The organism is Citrobacter sp. KH_055_1 (genome assembly GCF_057838705.1).
In genome coordinates, this window is record NZ_CM174473.1 from 3,838,385 (window position 1) to 3,857,244 (window position 18,860).

The following is an 18,860-nucleotide window of genomic DNA, read 5'->3' on the forward strand; positions in this document are numbered from 1 at the left end:
TACTTATTCTTGCCACAAGAATCAGGACGTGAGTCCCAGTGCGCGTTTAACAGGGCCAAAGCTGCGACGGTGGTGTTCTGTCGCGCCATGCTCTATAAGCGCCGCCAGATGAAAAGCTGTTGGGTAGCCTTTGTGCTGCGCAAAGCCGTACTGCGGGAAAACCGTATCCAGCGTCGCCATCTCCGCATCGCGGGTGACTTTCGCCAAAATAGACGCTGCGCTGATTTCCGCCACGCGACTGTCCCCTTTCACCACCGCCATCGACGGCATCGGCAATACCGGGCAACGATTACCGTCAATCAGCACGTATTCAGGCGTAATGTGCAAACCGGCCACCGCGCGCTGCATGGCCAGCATGGTGGCATGCAGAATATTCAGCTCGTCAATTTCATGCGGTTCCGCCCGTCCCAGGCTCCAGCTTAACGCTTTTTCTTTGATTTCATCGTAAAGCGCCAGACGACGCTTTTCAGAGAGTTTTTTGGAGTCGTTCAGACCGACTATCGGACGCGCTGGATCAAGAATAACAGCAGCTGTCACCACAGCCCCGACCAAAGGGCCTCGTCCTACTTCATCCACACCCGCCACTAAATGCGTATGTGGATAAACAAATTCAATCATTGTGCTAACTCCAGGACTGCATCCGCCGCCTGCTCATCGGCATTACAACGGATCTGCTGGTGCAGGTCGCGGAACGTATCGTGCATCGCATGGCTGGTTTTGCCATTCGCCAGCAACGGCTGCAGCGCTTTCGCCAACGCCTGCGGTTCGCATTCATCCTGCAACAGCTCTTTGACTAATTCTCTTCCCGCCAGCAGGTTCGGCAACGAAACATAATCGGTTTTCACCAGACGTTTCGCCAGCCAGAACGTGAAGGGTTTCATACGGTAGCCGACAACCATCGGGCACTTCGCCAGCATACACTCCAGCGCTGCCGTGCCTGAAGCCAGCAGCGCTGCATCGCTGGCAACCATCGCTTCGCGTCCCATCCCATCAAGCAGATGTACGGAAAGTTCCGGTGCTACCTCAGCTTTAATGCGCTCAAACTGTTCTCGTCGTTTGGCATTCACCAGCGGCACGACCACTTCGAGATCGGGATACTGCTGGCGTAGCAACTGTGCTGTTTTCAGAAAATCAGCGCTAAGCATCTCCACTTCAGCGCCCCGGCTTCCTGGCAATAGTGCCAGGCAGTGCGCATCATGGGGAATACCCAGCACGTCGCGAGCCGCGTTTTTATCCGGATCCAACGGCATGGCGTCCGCCATGGTGTGGCCGATAAAGCGGCACGGGACATTAAATTTGTCATAAAACGCTTTTTCGAAAGGCAGAAAGGCCAGCACCATATTGGTGGATCTGCCTATTTTGAAAACGCGTTTCTGTCGCCATGCCCACACGGAAGGGCTGACGTAATGAATGGTTTTAATGCCCTGTTTTTTCAAGTTCCCTTCAAGGGTAATATTAAAATCAGGTGCATCAATGCCAACGAAAACGTCCGGCTTGAGATCGGTCAAACGACGAGTCAGATCGGCGCGAATATGCAGTAAACGGCGCAGGCGTCCGAGCACTTCAACAATGCCCATCACCGCCAACTCTTCCATTTCGTACCATGCTTCACAGCCTTCGGCCTGCATCAGCGGACCTGCCACGCCAACAAAACGGGCATTGGGTACACGCGCCTTGAGTGCGCGAATTAATCCTGCACCAAGAATATCGCCGGAGGTTTCTCCGGCGACGAGGGCAATCGTTAATGGACGCTGCTCAGTCATTAACGAATCAGGCCACGCGTTGAGCGCTCAAAGAAATCACTGAAAGCCTGAACATCCGGGTACTGCTTCGCCAGCTCGGCGATTTCCGGCTTCACTTCTTCCAGAGTTTTACCACTGCGATACAACGCTTTATAGGCGTTACGGATCGCGGTAATCGCTTCACGGGTGAACCCGCGACGCTTCAGACCTTCGATGTTGACGCCAAATGGCGTGGCATGATTACCTTGGGCGATAACGTACGGCGGAACGTCCTGAGCAACACCAGAACAACCACCAACCATCACATGTGCGCCGATGATGCAGAACTGATGCACCGCCGTCATCCCGCCGATGATAACGAAATCATCCAACGAAACGTGTCCGGCAAGCGTGGCGTTATTCGCCAGAATACAGCGATTACCAATCGTACAATCATGCGCAACGTGCGCGTTGATCATCAGTAGGTTATCGCTGCCCACCTTCGTCAACCCACCGCCTTGCACTGTGCCACGATGAATGGTGACGCTTTCGCGGATGCGGTTGCGATCGCCAATTTCCACGCGGGTCGGTTCGCCAGCATACTTCAGATCCTGGTTTACTTCGCCGATGGAGGCAAACTGATAGATCTCGTTATCGCGACCAATTTTAGTATGGCCATTCACGACAACGTGAGACTTCAGTACGGTACCCTCACCAATTTCAACATGGGGTCCAACAATACAAAAAGGTCCAATGTGGGCATTGGCACCAATACTGGCGCCCTCTTCCACAATGGCGGTCGGGTGAATAAAGGCGGATTTATCAATCACGTATTAGGCCTCCCGGCTACGGGCACACATCATCGTTGCTTCGCACACAACTTTACCGTCAACCAGTGCAACCCCTTTAAAACGGGTCAGGCCACGGCGCGTTTTCTCGAAAGTGACTTCCATGATCATCTGATCGCCAGGTACGACAGGACGCTTGAAGCGTGCTTCATCGATACCAGCGAAATAATACAGCTCGCCTGGCTCCAGTTTTCCTACGCTTTTAAACGCCAGAATACCCGTTGCCTGGGCCATTGCTTCCAGAATCAGCACGCCAGGGAAAATCGGTTTACCCGGGAAGTGGCCCTGGAAGAAAGGCTCGTTAACGGATACATTTTTCACTGCGCGCAGAAAACGACCTTCTTCAAAATCCAGCACACGATCAACCAGCAAAAACGGAAAACGGTGCGGCAGAAGTTCTAAAATCTCTTCAATTTGCAGAGTATGAGTGTTAGTAGTCAAAATACTCTTCCTGTCAAAATATACTAAAAGGCAATAATAACACGGCCTGTCGCAATCGTATGAATGGGACAGGCCGAAAAGTCAGACGTGCAAAAAAGGTGCTTTAGTCTTGTTGATTAACCTTGCGCTCAATCGCTTTGAGGCGCTTGCTCATATCATCAATATTCATCACCAGTGCAGCTGTTTTACGCCATACCTTGTTGGGCTGTAGCGGAATGCCTGAGGAATAGACGCCTGGTTCGGTGATAGGACGCATCACCATACCCATACCAGTGACCGTGACTTTGTCGCATATTTCCATATGCCCATTGATCACACTGGCGCCGCCAATCATGCAGTAACGGCCAATCTTCAGGCTGCCCGCCATAATGACGCCACCGGCTACCGCCGTATTGTCGCCAATCACAACGTTATGCGCAATCTGGCACTGGTTATCAATGATAACACCATTGCCGATCACGGTATCGTCCAGAGCGCCACGATCGATGGTCGTGCAAGCGCCGATCTCGACACGATCGCCAATAATTACGCGACCAAGCTGTGGGATCTTCACCCAATTACCACGATCGTTCGCATAGCCAAAGCCGTCAGATCCGACAACGGTGCTGGACTGGATCAGGCAATGTTCACCGATCTGGATATCGTGATAAATCGTCACATTCGCCCACAAGCGTGAACCTGCGCCGATTTTTGTGTTTTTTCCGACGAAACAGCCTGCACCGATAACCACGTTATCGCCCAGTTCTACGCCAGACTCGATGACCGCATTTGCGCCAACAGAGACATTGCTACCCAGCTTTGCCGTCGCATCAATCACTGCACTGGGTGCAATGTTCTGTGCCGGCTGAGGCGTGGTATCTAAAATTTGCGCCATTCGCGCATAGGTCAGGTAGGGGTTCTTCACTACCAGCGCAGCACTCTTAGCAAAAGGAAGATCGTCCTGCGTCATCACAACGGCAGAAGCCTGGCAAAGGCTTAAATGCTCACGGTACTTAGGATTCACCATGAACGTAATATTGCCAGTTTGCGCAGATTGCATGGACGCTACGCCGGTGATGACGATATCGCCATCACCGTGTAATTCTGCATCCAACTGCTCTGCTAAATCAGCCAGTCGAATTGAAGGCATTACTTATTTAACCTGTTTCAGTACGTCAGCGGTGATGTCTTTAACATCGCTGCTGTTGTAAGCAACGGTGTTTGCGTCAACGACCAGATCGATGCTCTGGCTGCTAGCGACAGATTTCACGGCTGTCTGGATACGCGTAACCAGTTTGCCACGTTCTTCGTTGGAACGACGTGCACGATCCTGCTCAAAAGCTTGCGCTTTCTGAGAGAAAGTCTGGCGCTGAGCCATAACGTCTTTTTCCAGCTTAGTACGATCGCTACCTGCTTTCATGGATTGCAGACGCTGCATTTTAGATTGCAGATCGGATTCCATGCGCTGCAGTTCGCTGGCGCGGCCTTTGAACTCGTTTTCCAGCGTATTAGAAACACCAGTCTTCTGTGCAACCTGTTGGAACAGGCTACCCATATTGACGATTGCAATTTTGTCAGCAGCCTGTGCGGACGTTGCCATCGCTAAACCGAGACCTGCAGCTAATAACCACTTTTTCACAATAAACTCCTTACCATCCCATTTGCACCCGAAGGTACAGTTCTTTGCGTGGCCAGGCGACCCCATGCAGGATCGCCTAAAGTCATCGCTACACTACCACTACATTCCTTTGCGCAGAACAATTACCAGGTTTTACCAATGTTAAACTGGAACTGTTCTGATTTGTCTCCATCGTACTTTTTGAACGGCTGGGCGTAGGAGAAGACCAACGGCCCTAATGGGGACATCCATTGTAACGCGATACCCGCAGACATACGGATATTGTTCGGATCGCTGTAGTCTGGATAGCCAGAATACTTCGCAGAATCCCAGTTGGTATCCCAGACGGTACCCATATCCCAGAAGAAGGAGGTACGGACTGAGTTAGCATACTTGTCGCTAATAAACGGCGTTGGGGTAATAAACTCCAGGCTGGCGACAGCCATGGCGTTACCGCCCACTGCATCGTCTGATTCACACGGTGACTTATTGGTGGTGTCACATTCGTTGTCATAATCGTCATCATCATTATAACGATTTGCCGGTAAATAGACGGCTTTTGGACCAATGGTGTTGGACTGGAAGCCACGCACGGTGCTGGAACCACCGGCATAGAAGTTCTCATAGAACGGCATTTCTTTGCCGCTTAATCCATCACCATAACCCCACTTGGTACGACCCAGAACAACCCATTTATGGTCGTCATCAATCGGTACGTAGGTCGCGGTATCCAACGTCGCTTTGTAGTATTCGTTATCAGAACCCGGAACGGTGACTTTACCGTTCAGGTTAATACGCGTACCTTCCGTTGGGAAATAGCCACGGTCCAGCTTGTTATACGTCCAACCGTAGTTGAAGGTGAAATCGTCTGATTTGAAGCTATCCGCATCAGGATCTTCACCCATGGAAACCAGATAACGTTGCATTGCAACCTGTGGATCCATGTTAGACAAGGAGTTATGCACGTAACCCAGGCCCGCACGCAACGTGTTGTATTCGTTGATCGGGAAGCCCAGCGTGACGTCTGTACCATAACTTTTGTTGGTGTAGTCAGACAGGTCTGCATCATCCGCTTCAAAGTCGTTATAGAAGACGCGGCCACCAAGGCTCACACCATCCACGGTGAAGTACGGGTTGGTCACAGACAATTCAGTATAGGTCTGGTAATCGTTTTTGGTGCCGTTAATGCCGACAGAATACCCGGTACCTAACCAGTTATCCTGCTGAACGCCCGCCTGGAAGCTCACGCCGCTTTCGGTACCGTACCCGACGCCGAAGTTAAAGCTACCGGTGTTACGTTCTTTCACCTTGTAGACCACATCAACCTGATCCGGACTGCCCGGAATACGCTGAGTATCGGTGTCGACTGTTTCGAAATAGCCCAGACGATTCAGACGCTCTTTACCTTGATCGACCAGATCGCTACCCAGCCAGGCACCTTCCATCTGGCGCATTTCACGACGCAGGACGGAGTCTTTAGAGGTATCGTTACCTTCAAAGCGGATCTTACGCACATAGAAACGGTTACCCGCATCCACGTTTACGCGCAATTTAACCGTCTTATCGGCATCGTTGATTTCAGGCTGCGACTGTACGCGCGGGTAGGCATAACCATAGCGACCCAGAAGCTTCTTGATATCATCTTCCATTTTGGTCACTTTGGTGCCGTTATAGAGTTCACCCGGTTCGATTTTCGTCAGGCTCTCAATTTCGGCAGAGTGTCCAGCCAGGTTACCGCTCACCTGTACCCCAGAAAGCTTGTACTGCTCGCCTTCTGTAATGTTGACGGTGATGTAGATACCTTTCTTATCCGGCGTCAGGCTGACCTGCGTGGAGTCGATATTGAAGCGAGCATAGCCGCGATCCAGATAGTAACTACGCAGGGTTTCAAGGTCGCCCGCCAGTTTCTGTTTCTGGTATTTACGATCGCCCACCACGTTCCACCACGGCACTTCATCGCGTAGTTGGAAGTGAGAGATCAATTCGTCGGTTGTAAAGGCATGGTTACCGACGATATTGATCTGTTGGATCTTCGCCGAGACACCTTCCTGGAACACCAGTTTGAGGTCAACGCGGTTACGCGGCAACGGCGTCACCACCGCTTTCACACTGGCGCTGTACTTACCGACGCTATAGTAAAAATCTTCCAGGCCTTTTTCGATATCGGCAAGCGTGGTGCGATCGAGAGACTCGCCAACACGCACGCCAGACGCCTCGAGGTTTTGCTTCAGCATGTCATCTTTAACCGATTTGTTACCGGAGAAAGTGATGCTGGCAATCGTCGGGCGTTCTTTTACCTGAACCAGAAGGGTATCACCATCGCGCAGGACGCGGACATCCTCAAAGTTACCGGTGGCGAACAGAGCACGAATGGTATTACTGATATCTTCATCATTAACCGTGTCGCCTGTGCGCACCGGCATACTGAGGAGAGCCGCACCAACGGCGACTCGCTGTAGGCCTTCGAAATGAATGTCCTTCACGACGAACCCTTCAGCACCGTATACGGTGGCGCTGCTAAACAGCAGCGACGCTATGAGCAACTTTTTCATCGCCATCGTTATTATGCGTTCTTCCTAACACTCTCTTACAACCGAGAGAAATCATTGAAAAGTGCAAGCCCCATTAACAACACTAGCAAAATCGAGCCAATGCGATAACTAAAGTCTTGAACCCGCTCGGATACCGGACCGCCCTTCAGCTTTTCAATCGCCAGGAACAGCAGATGCCCCCCGTCAAGAACGGGCAACGGAAACAGGTTAATTATCCCTAAGTTCACGCTGATAAGCGCAAGGAACATCAGGTAATAAATCCCCCCGAACTCCGCTGACATCCCAGCCCCCTGGGCGATAGAAATCGGCCCACTGAGGTTGTTCAGTTTCACATCACCGGTAATCAATTTTCCCAGCATACTGACCGTCAACTTCATCAACTGCCACGTTTTATCCGAGGCTTCGAGGATGGCGCCGAATGGTCCATACTGGCGTACAGTCTTATACTCATCAGGCAGAGGAATAATTTTAGGCACGACACCCGCAAATCCCTCTTCCTGACCGTTACCCGGTTTTGAGTCCGGAGTTAACGTCAAAGACAAGGAACTCCCCTGCCTTTCAATTTCTAGCGCTAACGGCTTATTCGGATTATCACGCACCAGCGTCACGAACGTCATCCATTGCGTGAGCGGCTGACCATTGACTTTAACGATCCTGTCGCCAGCTTGCAAACCCGCCTTACTTGCTGCGGAGTTAATCTGTACTTCTGACAGCACCGGTTCAATCTGCGGACCGCGTGGACGAATCCCTAAACTCGTAACGGGATCCTGTTTGTCTGGCTCAAATGCCCATTGGCGCAAATCCAGCGTTTTGTCCTGTCGCTGGTTGCTGCCAAACGGCGCCACGCTAAGAATGGTCTGCTCATCGCCAATTTTAGCGACCAGCTGCAATCTCACGGTATCCCAATCAGGGGTTTCGATACCATCAACCGCTTTTAGTTCCGTACCTGGCTGAATTTGCGCCTGTGCGGCAATCGAGTTGGGTGTTATTTCACCCACAACCGGACGAACACCAGGGACGCCGATGATAAACACCAGCCAGTAAGCAAAAATAGCGAAAAGGAAGTTTGCAATCGGACCTGCGGCAATAATGGCCGCACGCTGCCCAACCGTTTTGTTGTTGAACGCGTGGTGGCGCAGTTCCGGCACCACCGGTTCTGCACGCTCATCCAGCATTTTGACGTAGCCGCCGAGAGGGATCAGGGCGATGACGTATTCGGTACCCAATCTATCAGTGCGCCGCCACAGCGCCTTTCCAAAACCAATGGAAAAACGCTCAACGCGAACACCACAGCGCCGGGCAACCCAGAAATGACCAAATTCATGCACGGTGATAAGCACACCGAGTGCGACGATGAATGCAGCCAGATTCCAGAGAATACTCAGCATAAGACCATCCGTTAAAGCGTCCTGAAAACCAGTAACAGCAAGCAAGCAAAGACCGGTACCGCAGCCGTCAGACTATCAATACGATCCAGAATGCCGCCGTGCCCTGGGATTAAGTGGCCACTGTCCTTAATACCTGCTTCACGCTTAAACATACTCTCAGTCAAGTCACCCAGCACCGAAGCCAGGACCGCAACAATAGAGCAAATGAGCAAGGTGACAGGCGCGACATCAAGATTCGCCCACATACCATAACCCCATGAGATCACAGCCGCAGTGGCGAGTCCGCCAATAAAACCTTGCCAGGTTTTACCCGGAGAAACCTTCGGCGCCAGTTTATGTTTACCAAATAACTTGCCAAACATATACGCACCGGAATCCGCTCCCCAGACGAGGATCATGACATACAGCAGCCATACTGCGCCACTATAATGATTCTCATCATAATGCCAGGCACGTAGCGCCAGCATTCCCCAAAAGAAAGGGATAATGGTTAAGATGCCGAAAATGATGCGTAATATCTTTGAATTACGCCAGACAGTCGCCGAACCTGGGTAAAATAACACCAGCAATAGTGCAACGCCCCACCAGCCCAACGACGCCCAAAGCGACACTTCGACCAACGGTTGATGAATATTATGATGATATTCAGGCAGTAAAAACAGCATCAGTGCCAGCAAAAGCCCGCACAGAACCGCCAGCCAGACTCGCTGTGTGCGAGTGGTGAAACCGCTTAACTGTCCCCACTCCCACGCGGCCAACATACATACGACCAGCGTAACAATGGCGAACCCCACCGGCGGCAATAAAAACAGCGCCGCGATGACAACGGGTATTAAAACAAAAGCAGAAATCAGGCGATACTTCAGCAAAAGCGACCCCCATCAGGCTTTTTCATCACCGGGTTCGGTCCCGCCGAAACGACGCTCTCGATTAGCAAAGGCATGCAGCGCACCTTCAAAGTCTTGTTCATCGAAATCGGGCCAGAGAACATCCGTAAAGTAAAGTTCAGCATAGGCAATTTGCCACAGCAAAAAATTACTGATGCGATGCTCTCCCCCAGTCCTTATCACTAAATCCACAGGAGCCAGTTCATTCATACAAACTTGCTGACCAAGCATTTCTTCGTCAATTTGCTCAGGGCGCAGCAGACCGTCTTGCACCTGTTGCGCCAGTTGCCTGACTCCCTGGACAATGTCCCAACGTCCGCCGTAATTCGCAGCAATATTCAGCGTTAACCCCGTATTCTGGGCTGTAAGCGCTTCCGACTTGCGAATCCGTTCTTGCAAACGTGAGTTAAATCGACTGATATCCCCGATAATACGCAGACGAACGTTATGGCGATGCAGGTTTTTCACTTCACTATCAAGTGCCCACACGAATAATTCCATTAACGCGCTCACTTCCTGCGCAGGTCGGTTCCAGTTCTCACTGCTAAAGGCATACAGCGTTAACGCATCAATACCGTTATTGGCAGCAAAAGAGACAGCCCGGCGGACGGATTTTGCTCCGGCCTTATGCCCAAAGGCGCGAATCTTCCCTTGCTTTTTCGCCCAGCGGCCATTGCCATCCATAATAATGGCTACATGGCGACAGCCATGTGCTGGCAAATTTTCGCTTAATGGTTGAGTTGCAGACAACATAACGCGTTTTTAGTCCCTGAAAGGATTTAACGGTACTCAGGAATACTGAAGCCTCTACACAAAAAAGCCGTGTCAAACCACGGCTTACCCGACCGAAAAAATGCCAATACCTGTGATCGGGTGGCGCAGACTATATCACTGAAGCCCAACGCTAACAAATAGCACGAATCTCTGTAGAGGGATTATCATCAGCTTGAGAGTCGCATCACTTGTTTTCTGGCGACGTCCCGTGCAACGGCATCAACCCTCAACACGTCATCAACGTTCTGGGGTTCCTGCAAATCCATCTTATCCAGTACGGATAAATTGAGCTCGGCAATATCGGTAAATCGAATTTGTTGCGCCAGAAATGCGGCAACGGTAATTTCATTCGCAGCGTTCAGCGCGGTAGTCGCCGCTTGCCCTTGCTCAAACGCATCCATCGCCAGTTTCAGGCACGGATAGCGTTGGTAATCCGGCGCGGAAAACGTCAACGCGCTCAGTTTGCAAAAGTCGACAGGCTTCACACCAGATGTGACGCGTTCCGGCCATGCCATAGCATGGGCAATAGGCGTGCGCATATCAGGCTCACCCAGTTGTGCCAGAACGCTACCATCCTGATACCGAACCATCGAATGAATCACCGACTGTGGATGAATCAGCACTTCCATCTGGCTTGCACTGGCATTAAACAACCAGCGCGCTTCAATGTATTCCAGACCTTTATTCATCATAGTGGCAGAGTCGACGGAGATTTTTCGTCCCATCGACCAGTTCGGGTGACGGCATGCTTGATCGGGGGTCATTGACACCAGATCGTGCAATGGCGTTTCACGGAAAGGGCCACCAGACCCGGTAAGCAGAATGGACATGACGCCATTTTGCTCAAGGTCAGCGTATCCCAGATTGTGCTGAATAGGTTGGGGTAAACTCTGAAAAATCGCGTTATGTTCGCTATCTACCGGCAAAAGCTGCGCTTTGTGGCGCTTCACGTCATCCATAAACAAACGACCGCAGGTCACCAGCGACTCTTTATTCGCCAGTAAAATGCTTTTGCCTGCACGGATTGCCGCCAGCGTAGGCAGCAGCCCCGCCGCGCCGACAATCGCGGCCATCACCTGATCGACATCATCCAGCGCAGCCATATCACAGGCCGCCTGTTGTCCGCTCATCACCTCGGTACGACTTCCCTGCTCCAGCAGAGCCGCTTTCACCTGCGCAGCGCTTGTTTCATCATCCATTACTGCATAGCGGGGAGAGAACTCCAGGCACTGCTCGACCATACGGGCAACATTTTTACCCGCGACCAGCGCAGTAACACGAAACGTTTCCGGGTTATGGCGTAAGACATCCAGCGTACTGCAACCAATAGAGCCGGTTGAGCCGAGAATGGTTAATTGCTTCATCAGACATCCTGAAGAATTTTACCCTTTAGGGGATAGACAGAAAAAAGCAAAACGCCGCCATCCAGCCTTTGCAGACCTTCTGAGCGGCGTTTTAAGCGTACAGGCGAATCAGAACTGCATCAGTTCCGCTTCTTTCTCTGCCAGCGCCGCATCCACTTTCTTGATAGCGGCGTCAGTCATTTTCTGCACGTCGTCCTGAGAACGGCGATCGTCATCTTCGCTGATCTCTTTATCTTTCAACAGCGCTTTCACTTTGTCGTTAGCATCACGACGAACGTTACGCACGGCAACACGCGCGCCTTCTGCTTCGCCACGCACGATCTTGGTCAGATCTTTACGACGTTCTTCGGTCAGCGGCGGCAGCGGAACGCGGATGTCAGAACCCGCAGAGCTTGGGTTCAAACCGAGGTCAGAAGCCATAATCGCTTTCTCAACGGCCGGGCCCATAGAACGGTCAAACACGTTGATTTTCAGAGTACGGGAATCTTCAACCGTTACGCTTGCCAGCTGACGCAGCGGAGTTGGCGTGCCGTAATATTCCACGATAATGCCATCCAGCAGGCTGGGAGAAGCACGACCCGTGCGAATTTTGCTGATTTGATTTTTGAATGCTTCGACGCATTTGTCCATGCGTACTTCAGCATCTTTTCTGATTTCGTTGATCACGTTACGAATCCTTGAAAGCTTGTTTCAGTCAGACCATATCCACCACGCAAGATGCGACAAGTATAGTCTTGATTAATTTTGAGGGACGTATCCCGCGACATTAAAGCAGAATATTACCTGCATTTAGCCGCAACGGGAATTATTCCGTGATTAACGTCCCTTCTTTTTCACCCATCACCACACGGCGCAGCGCACCCGGTTTGTTCATGTTGAAGACACGAATAGGCAATTTGTGGTCACGAGCCAGCGTGAACGCCGCCAGATCCATCACTTTCAGTTCTTTATCCAGAACTTCAGTATAGGTCAGTTGTTCGTACATGGTCGCGGTTGGATCTTGCGCCGGATCTGCGGTAAATACGCCGTCAACTTTGGTGGCTTTCAGCACTACATCAGCTTCAATTTCAATACCGCGCAGGCAGGCTGCAGAGTCTGTCGTGAAGAACGGGTTGCCGGTACCGGCCGCCAGGATAACAACACGGTTGTTGCGCAGCAGGCTGATAGCCTCCGCCCAGCTGTAGTTATCGCACACACCGTTCAAAGGAATTGCGGACATCAGGCGAGCGTTCACATAGGCGCGGTGAAGCGCATCGCGCATTGCCAGACCGTTCATTACGGTGGCCAACATGCCCATGTGGTCGCCCACAACGCGGTTCATTCCCGCTTTCGCCAGACCAGCACCACGGAACAGGTTACCGCCACCAATCACTACGCCAACCTGAATACCCAGCTCAACCAGTTCTTTGATTTCCTGAGCCATACGGTCAAGTATGCTTGCATCAATACCGAAGCCTTCTGAACCTTGCAGCGCTTCGCCACTTAACTTAAGCAGAATACGTTTGTAGACGGGTTTTGCATTGGTAGCCATGTTTCTTTCCTGAGACTGTCAACGAATGAGATGAGTTAATACCAGCGACATTGTATGTCGCTTTTCAACGTAGCCACTATAGCGGTTCGCTGAATTTACAAGCCAGACACAAAAAGAAGCCGCCCTCAGGCGGCTCCTTTAAAAAATTAAGACTGCTTGGACATCGCAGCAACTTCTGCTGCAAAGTCAGTCTCAACTTTCTCGATGCCTTCACCCACTTCAAAGCGGATGAAGCCTGTTACGTCAGCGTTGTGCTCTTTCAGCAGCTGAGCAACAGATTTGCTCGGATCCATAACGAAAGGCTGACCCGTCAGAGAAACTTCGCCGGTGAATTTCTTCATGCGGCCTTCAACCATTTTCTCTGCGATTTCTTTCGGCTTACCAGACTGCATCGCGATATCCAGCTGAACCTGGTATTCTTTCTCTACCACTTCAGCAGATACGTCTTCTGGCTTAACGAATTCAGGCTTGCTTGCAGCAATGTGCATTGCCAGTTGTTTAACCAGCTCTTCGTCTGCGCCTTTAGCCGCAACCAGAACACCGATACGCGCACCGTGCTGGTATGAACCCAGTACGTCGCCTTCGATGGAAGCAACACGACGGATGTTGATGTTCTCACCGATTTTAGCAACCAGCGCAACACGTTCTTCTTCGAACTGTGCTTTCAGAACGTCAACGTCAGTGATTTTGCCCGCGATTGCAGCATCCAGAACTTTGTCTGCAAATGCCTGGAAACCACCATCTTTAGCAACGAAGTCAGTCTGGCAGTTAACTTCCAGAATGATGCCGTAGTTGCCGTCGATTTTGGTTTTGATCACGCCGTCAGCAGCAACGTTGCCTGCTTTTTTCGCCGCTTTGATCGCACCAGATTTACGCATGTTTTCGATTGCCAGCTCGATGTCGCCATTAGCTTCAGTCAGTGCTTTTTTGCAATCCATCATGCCTGCGCCGGTACGCTCACGCAGCTCTTTTACCAGGGATGCGGTAATTTCAGCCATTCTAAAATCCTCGGAAGATTTGATCTGCCCGGCGTCAAACCGCACAGATTTAAAAGTGAAAAAGGGGCCTAAAGGGCCCCTAACCAAACGTGATACAACCTGGTTTATAAGGGGGCTCTAACGAGCGTGCCTTATTATTCAGCTTCTACGAAGCTTTCTTCCGCCTGGGAAGCCAGATCCTGAGAACGGCCTTCACGAACGGTAGTAGCTACAGCGCCCAGGTACAGGGTCACAGCACGGATTGCGTCGTCGTTACCCGGGATAACGAAGTCAACACCGTCCGGATCAGAGTTGGTATCAACGATTGCAAATACCGGGATACCCAGGTTGTTTGCTTCTTTGATAGCAATGTGCTCGTGGTCAGCATCGATTACGAACAGAGCGTCCGGCAGACCGCCCATGTCTTTGATACCGCCCAGGCTGTTTTCCAGTTTCTCAAGCTCACGGGTGCGCATCAGCGCTTCTTTCTTGGTCAGCTTTTCGAAAGTACCGTCCTGAGACTGAGTTTCCAGATCTTTCAGACGTTTGATGGACTGACGAACGGTTTTCCAGTTAGTCAGCATGCCGCCCAACCAGCGATGGTTCACGAAGAACTGGTCGCAGTTGTTAGCAGCTTCTTTCACCGCTTCGCTTGCAGCGCGTTTAGTACCAACGAAAAGGATTTTACCTTTACGAGCAGAGATCTTGTTCAGTTCAGCCAGAGCTTCGTTGAACATCGGTACAGTTTTCTCAAGGTTGATGATGTGAACTTTGTTACGCGCACCGAAGATGAAAGGCTTCATTTTCGGGTTCCAGTAACGGGTCTGGTGACCGAAGTGAACACCAGCCTTGAGCATGTCGCGCATGGAAACAGTTGCCATGATTAAAACCTCTATATATAAAAGTTGGGGTTAAGCCTCCACGCATCCCATATTACCGACCCAAAAGGGCACCCCGGAATATGTGTCGATACGTGTGTGTTGTTACACAAAGTGAGATTTGTCGCTCCCGTCCATCGTGTGTAGTCTTCGAATGGATCGGAAGTCCGGCGCGCTTTATACCACAAATACGCCATAGACACCAATAATAGTTGGCGGTCTGTGCTGTTAATGATTCTCAATTTGGCAGGGTACACCCCTGACTGATACCATTAGCAGCACTTACACAATTATTGTCGAAATCATCGACACTGATGGACAGAATTTATGGCTATCTCAATCAAGACCCCTGAAGAAATCGAAAAAATGCGCGTCGCTGGTCGTCTGGCCGCCGAAGTGCTGGAAATGATCGAACCGTTTATCAAACCGGGCGTCAGCACCGGCGAATTGGATCGTATCTGCAATGACTACATCGTGAACGAGCAGCAGGCGATCTCCGCGTGCCTGGGTTATCACGGTTATCCGAAATCCGTCTGCATCTCCATTAATGAAGTGGTATGCCACGGGATCCCGGACGACGCCAAGCACCTGAAAGACGGCGATATCGTCAACATCGACGTTACCGTGATTAAAGACGAGTTCCACGGTGACACCTCCAAAATGTTTATCGTCGGCAAGCCGACGATTCTGGGCGAGCGTCTGTGCCGCGTCACGCAGGAAAGCCTGTATCTGGCGCTGCGGATGATAAAACCGGGTATTCGTCTGCGCACACTAGGCGCAGCCATTCAGAAATACGCGGAAGGCGAAGGCTTCTCTGTGGTACGCGAATACTGCGGCCACGGCATCGGTCGCGGCTTCCATGAAGAACCTCAGGTTCTGCACTACGATGCAGACGATGGCGGCGTAGTGCTGCAACCGGGCATGACCTTCACCGTTGAACCGATGCTCAACGCCGGTGATTATCGTATCCGCACCATGAAAGACGGCTGGACGGTAAAAACCAAAGACCGTAGCTTGTCTGCACAGTACGAGCATACTATTGTGGTGACGGAAAACGGTTGTGAAATTCTGACGTTACGCAAGGATGACACTATCCCGGCGGTCATCACACACGGCGAATAATGTTTTGCCTGATGGCGCTGTCGCTTATCAGGCCTACAAATGGCACTCTCCCGTAGGCCGGATAAGCGTAAGCGTCATCCGGCTTTTTTATGGGTGGCGCACAATGAATACTCTTCCTGAACAACACGCAAATACTGCCCTCCCCACCCTGCCGGGCCAACCGCAAAACCCGGGAACCTGGCCTCAGCACGATCTCAACTGTAGCGGCATTAAAACGCATATCGATTCGTTTCAGAACTGGTTAGGTGAAGCCTTTGACAGTGGTATTTCCGCAGAGCAGTTGATCGAAGCGCGCACCGAGTTTATTGACCAACTGCTGCAACGCCTGTGGATTGAAGCCGGTTTCGGTCAAATTGCCGATCTGGCGCTGGTCGCCGTCGGCGGCTATGGCCGTGGCGAACTGCACCCGCTTTCCGATATCGACCTGCTGATTCTGAGTCGTAAAAAACTGCCTGATGCGCAGGCCGAGAAGGTCGGCGAACTGCTAACCCTGTTGTGGGATGTGAGACTGGAGGTGGGGCACAGCGTGCGTACGCTGGAAGAGTGTCTGCTGGAAGGCCTGTCCGATTTAACCGTCGCCACTAACCTGATTGAAACACGCCTGCTGATTGGCGACGTGGCGCTGTTTCTTGAGCTACAAAAACATATTTTTAGCGAAGGCTTCTGGCCCTCCGATAAATTTTACGCCGCCAAAGTGGAAGAGCAGAACCTGCGCCACCAGCGCTATCACGGCACCAGCTACAATCTGGAACCGGATATCAAAAGTAGCCCCGGCGGCCTGCGCGATATCCACACCCTCCAGTGGGTAGCCCGCCGCCACTTTGGCGCCACGTCGCTGGATGAGATGGTTGGATTCGGCTTCTTGACGCTGGCAGAACGTGCTGAACTGAATGAGTGTCTGCACATCCTCTGGCGCATTCGCTTCGCACTGCATCTGGAAGTCACGCGTTACGATAACCGTCTACTGTTTGACCGTCAGCTTAGCGTCGCGCAACGGCTACACTACGGCGGTGAAGGCAACGAGCCTATCGAACGGATGATGAAAGACTATTTTCGCGTCACGCGCAGGGTCAGTGAGCTGAACCACATGCTACTTCAGCTGTTTGATGAGGCCATCCTCGCTCTATCCGCAGATGAAAAGCCGCGCCCGATCGATGACGACTTTCAGCTACGCGGCACGTTGATTGATTTGCGTAACGACGATCTGTTTATCCGCGAACCGGAAGCCATTCTGCGGATGTTTTACACCATGGTGCGCAATAGCGCGATCACCGGGATTTACTCCACTACGCTGCGCCATTTGCGCCATGCCCGCCGCCATCTGACACAACCGCTGTGCTACATCCCGGAGGCGCGTTCGCTGTTTCTCAGCATGTTACGCCATCCGGGGGCGGTGAGCCGTGGCCTGCTGCCGATGCATCGTCACAGTGTGCTGTGGGCCTATATGCCGCAGTGGTCGCACATTGTCGGCCAAATGCAGTTTGACCTGTTTCATGCCTATACGGTGGATGAACACACGATTCGCGTGATGCTAAAGCTGGAAAGCTTTGCCAAAGAAGAGACCCGTCAGCGTCACCCGCTGTGTGTCGATCTCTGGCCGCGTCTGCGCCAGCCGGAGCTGATTCTGATTGCCGCGCTGTTCCACGATATCGCCAAAGGTCGCGGCGGCGACCACTCGGTTCTCGGTGCTCAGGATGTCCTCAAGTTTGCCGAACTGCACGGGCTGAATTCCCGCGAAACACAGCTGGTCGCCTGGCTGGTCCGCCAGCATCTGCTGATGTCGGTTACCGCCCAGCGCCGCGATATTCAGGACCCCGAAGTCATCAAGCAGTTCGCCGAAGAAGTGCAAACGGAACACCGCCTGCGCTTCCTGGTGTGCCTGACGGTGGCGGACATTTGCGCCACCAACGAAACGCTGTGGAACAGCTGGAAACAAAGCCTGTTGCGCGAGCTGTACTTCGCTACCGAAAAACAGCTACGTCGCGGCATGCAAAACACGCCGGATATGCGCGAACGCGTGCGTCATCACCAGCTGCAGGCGCTGGCGCTGCTGCGCATGGACAACATTGATGAAGAAGCGCTGCACCATATCTGGTCGCGCTGCCGCGCCAACTATTTCGTGCGCCACAGCCCAAACCAGCTGGCCTGGCATGCGCGCCATCTACTGCAGCACGACATGAGCAAGCCGCTGATCTTACTCAGCCCACAGGCCACACGCGGCGGAACGGAGATTTTCATCTGGAGTCCGGACCGTCCCTATCTGTTTGCCGCGGTTTGTGCTGAACTGGATCGGCGAAACCTTAGCGTCCACGATGCGCAAATTTTCACCACTCGCGATAACATGGCGATGGATACATTTATCGTGCTGGAGCCGGACGGCAGTCCGCTGTCGTCAGACCGCCACGACGCCATCCGTTCAGGGCTGGAGCAGGCGATCACCCAACGCAGTTGGCAGCCACCACAACCGCGCCGCCAACCAGCAAAACTACGTCACTTTACCGTCGAGACCGAGGTGACTTTTCTACCGACTCATACCGACCGAAAATCATTCCTCGAGCTTATCGCGCTCGACCAGCCCGGCCTGCTGGCGCGGGTCGGACAGATTTTTGCCGATCTGGGAATTTCGCTGCATGGCGCCCGAATTACAACCATTGGCGAGCGAGTAGAAGATTTATTCATAATCGCAACGGCCGACCGGCGCGCCCTTAATAATGCGCTGCAGCAGGAAGTACATCAACGGTTGACAGAGGCCCTCAATCCAAACGATAAAGGGTGATGTG

The 18,860-nt window shown here is 52.1% G+C and carries 17 protein-coding genes; 2 read left to right on the forward strand and 15 right to left on the reverse strand.

Annotated features, from left to right (window positions below):
* Window positions 1-21: 21 nt before the first annotated feature.
* The 15 genes from rnhB to rpsB all read right to left on the reverse strand — a co-directional run bounded on the left by rnhB (window position 22) and on the right by rpsB (window position 14,961).
* The gene (gene rnhB / locus AC3ITF_RS18120; protein WP_115259391.1) at window positions 22-618 is read right to left on the reverse strand and encodes a ribonuclease HII; all 597 of its coding nucleotides are present in this window, start codon (window positions 616-618) and stop codon (window positions 22-24) included.
* Window positions 615-1,763: a lipid-A-disaccharide synthase gene (gene lpxB, locus AC3ITF_RS18125; protein ID WP_135912562.1), complete on the reverse strand. Its 1,149-nt coding sequence runs from the start codon at window positions 1,761-1,763 to the stop codon at window positions 615-617. Before lpxB ends, rnhB begins: the two co-directional genes overlap by 4 nt.
* Window positions 1,763-2,551, reverse strand: a complete 789-nt coding sequence (lpxA, locus tag AC3ITF_RS18130; RefSeq protein WP_096758231.1) for an acyl-ACP--UDP-N-acetylglucosamine O-acyltransferase — start codon at window positions 2,549-2,551, stop codon at window positions 1,763-1,765. Before lpxA ends, lpxB begins: the two co-directional genes overlap by 1 nt.
* Before the next feature lie 3 nt (window positions 2,552-2,554).
* Window positions 2,555-3,010, reverse strand: a complete 456-nt coding sequence (fabZ, locus tag AC3ITF_RS18135; RefSeq protein WP_000210739.1) for a 3-hydroxyacyl-ACP dehydratase FabZ — start codon at window positions 3,008-3,010, stop codon at window positions 2,555-2,557.
* 103 nt (window positions 3,011-3,113) lie between these two features.
* Complete coding sequence (lpxD, locus tag AC3ITF_RS18140; protein WP_115259393.1) at window positions 3,114-4,139, reverse strand: UDP-3-O-(3-hydroxymyristoyl)glucosamine N-acyltransferase; 1,026 nt, start codon at window positions 4,137-4,139, stop codon at window positions 3,114-3,116.
* A gap of 3 nt (window positions 4,140-4,142) precedes the next feature.
* Window positions 4,143-4,628, reverse strand: coding sequence for a molecular chaperone Skp (gene skp / locus AC3ITF_RS18145; protein WP_115259395.1), 486 nt, complete (start codon window positions 4,626-4,628; stop codon window positions 4,143-4,145).
* A 122-nt stretch (window positions 4,629-4,750) separates the two neighbouring features.
* Window positions 4,751-7,165: an outer membrane protein assembly factor BamA gene (gene bamA / locus AC3ITF_RS18150; RefSeq protein WP_117342283.1), complete on the reverse strand. Its 2,415-nt coding sequence runs from the start codon at window positions 7,163-7,165 to the stop codon at window positions 4,751-4,753.
* A 29-nt stretch (window positions 7,166-7,194) separates the two neighbouring features.
* Window positions 7,195-8,547 (reverse strand): sigma E protease regulator RseP, encoded by a 1,353-nt coding sequence (gene rseP, locus AC3ITF_RS18155; RefSeq protein ID WP_115259398.1) that lies wholly within the window; start codon window positions 8,545-8,547, stop codon window positions 7,195-7,197.
* An 11-nt stretch (window positions 8,548-8,558) separates the two neighbouring features.
* Complete coding sequence (gene cdsA, locus AC3ITF_RS18160) at window positions 8,559-9,416, reverse strand: phosphatidate cytidylyltransferase (protein ID WP_115259400.1); 858 nt, start codon at window positions 9,414-9,416, stop codon at window positions 8,559-8,561.
* Between the two features lie 12 nt (window positions 9,417-9,428).
* Entirely contained in the window at window positions 9,429-10,187 is a 759-nt protein-coding gene (gene ispU / locus AC3ITF_RS18165) for a (2E,6E)-farnesyl-diphosphate-specific ditrans,polycis-undecaprenyl-diphosphate synthase (protein ID WP_115259402.1), read from the reverse strand.
* Window positions 10,188-10,375: 188 nt separating this feature from the next.
* Window positions 10,376-11,572, reverse strand: coding sequence for a 1-deoxy-D-xylulose-5-phosphate reductoisomerase (ispC, locus tag AC3ITF_RS18170; RefSeq protein ID WP_489175904.1), 1,197 nt, complete (start codon window positions 11,570-11,572; stop codon window positions 10,376-10,378).
* Between the two features lie 108 nt (window positions 11,573-11,680).
* Window positions 11,681-12,238 carry a ribosome recycling factor gene (gene frr / locus AC3ITF_RS18175; protein ID WP_115259405.1) on the reverse strand — a complete coding sequence of 186 codons (558 nt, stop codon included), beginning with the start codon at window positions 12,236-12,238 and terminating at the stop codon, window positions 11,681-11,683.
* 139 nt (window positions 12,239-12,377) lie between these two features.
* Window positions 12,378-13,103: a UMP kinase gene (gene pyrH, locus AC3ITF_RS18180; protein ID WP_096758240.1), complete on the reverse strand. Its 726-nt coding sequence runs from the start codon at window positions 13,101-13,103 to the stop codon at window positions 12,378-12,380.
* Window positions 13,104-13,249: 146 nt separating this feature from the next.
* Window positions 13,250-14,101, reverse strand: coding sequence for a translation elongation factor Ts (tsf, locus tag AC3ITF_RS18185; protein ID WP_096758241.1), 852 nt, complete (start codon window positions 14,099-14,101; stop codon window positions 13,250-13,252).
* A gap of 134 nt (window positions 14,102-14,235) precedes the next feature.
* Window positions 14,236-14,961, reverse strand: a complete 726-nt coding sequence (gene rpsB / locus AC3ITF_RS18190; RefSeq protein WP_016151758.1) for a 30S ribosomal protein S2 — start codon at window positions 14,959-14,961, stop codon at window positions 14,236-14,238.
* A gap of 324 nt (window positions 14,962-15,285) precedes the next feature.
* On the opposite strand from rpsB, the gene map reads away from it, so the two are divergent.
* Together map and glnD are read left to right on the forward strand one after the other, a co-directional pair.
* Window positions 15,286-16,080, forward strand: coding sequence for a type I methionyl aminopeptidase (map, locus tag AC3ITF_RS18195; protein WP_096758242.1), 795 nt, complete (start codon window positions 15,286-15,288; stop codon window positions 16,078-16,080).
* Window positions 16,081-16,183: 103 nt separating this feature from the next.
* Entirely contained in the window at window positions 16,184-18,856 is a 2,673-nt protein-coding gene (glnD, locus tag AC3ITF_RS18200) for a bifunctional uridylyltransferase/uridylyl-removing protein GlnD (protein WP_117342285.1), read from the forward strand.
* Window positions 18,857-18,860: the final 4 nt, after the last annotated feature.

Excerpts from the sequence above, each read along its gene's own strand:
- glnD (WP_117342285.1), top strand. The coding sequence starts at position 16,184 with ATGAATACTCTTCCTGAACAACACGCAAATACTGCCCTCCCCACCCTG.
- tsf (WP_096758241.1), bottom strand. The coding sequence starts at position 14,101 with ATGGCTGAAATTACCGCATCCCTGGTAAAAGAGCTGCGTGAGCGTACC.
- lpxD (WP_115259393.1), bottom strand. The coding sequence starts at position 4,139 with ATGCCTTCAATTCGACTGGCTGATTTAGCAGAGCAGTTGGATGCAGAA.
- rnhB (WP_115259391.1), bottom strand. The coding sequence starts at position 618 with ATGATTGAATTTGTTTATCCACATACGCATTTAGTGGCGGGTGTGGAT.
- rseP (WP_115259398.1), bottom strand. The coding sequence starts at position 8,547 with ATGCTGAGTATTCTCTGGAATCTGGCTGCATTCATCGTCGCACTCGGT.
- lpxB (WP_135912562.1), bottom strand. The coding sequence starts at position 1,763 with ATGACTGAGCAGCGTCCATTAACGATTGCCCTCGTCGCCGGAGAAACC.
- bamA (WP_117342283.1), bottom strand. The coding sequence starts at position 7,165 with ATGGCGATGAAAAAGTTGCTCATAGCGTCGCTGCTGTTTAGCAGCGCC.
- rpsB (WP_016151758.1), bottom strand. The coding sequence starts at position 14,961 with ATGGCAACTGTTTCCATGCGCGACATGCTCAAGGCTGGTGTTCACTTC.
- ispC (WP_489175904.1), bottom strand. The coding sequence starts at position 11,572 with ATGAAGCAATTAACCATTCTCGGCTCAACCGGCTCTATTGGTTGCAGT.
- map (WP_096758242.1), top strand. The coding sequence starts at position 15,286 with ATGGCTATCTCAATCAAGACCCCTGAAGAAATCGAAAAAATGCGCGTC.
- pyrH (WP_096758240.1), bottom strand. The coding sequence starts at position 13,103 with ATGGCTACCAATGCAAAACCCGTCTACAAACGTATTCTGCTTAAGTTA.
- ispU (WP_115259402.1), bottom strand. The coding sequence starts at position 10,187 with ATGTTGTCTGCAACTCAACCATTAAGCGAAAATTTGCCAGCACATGGC.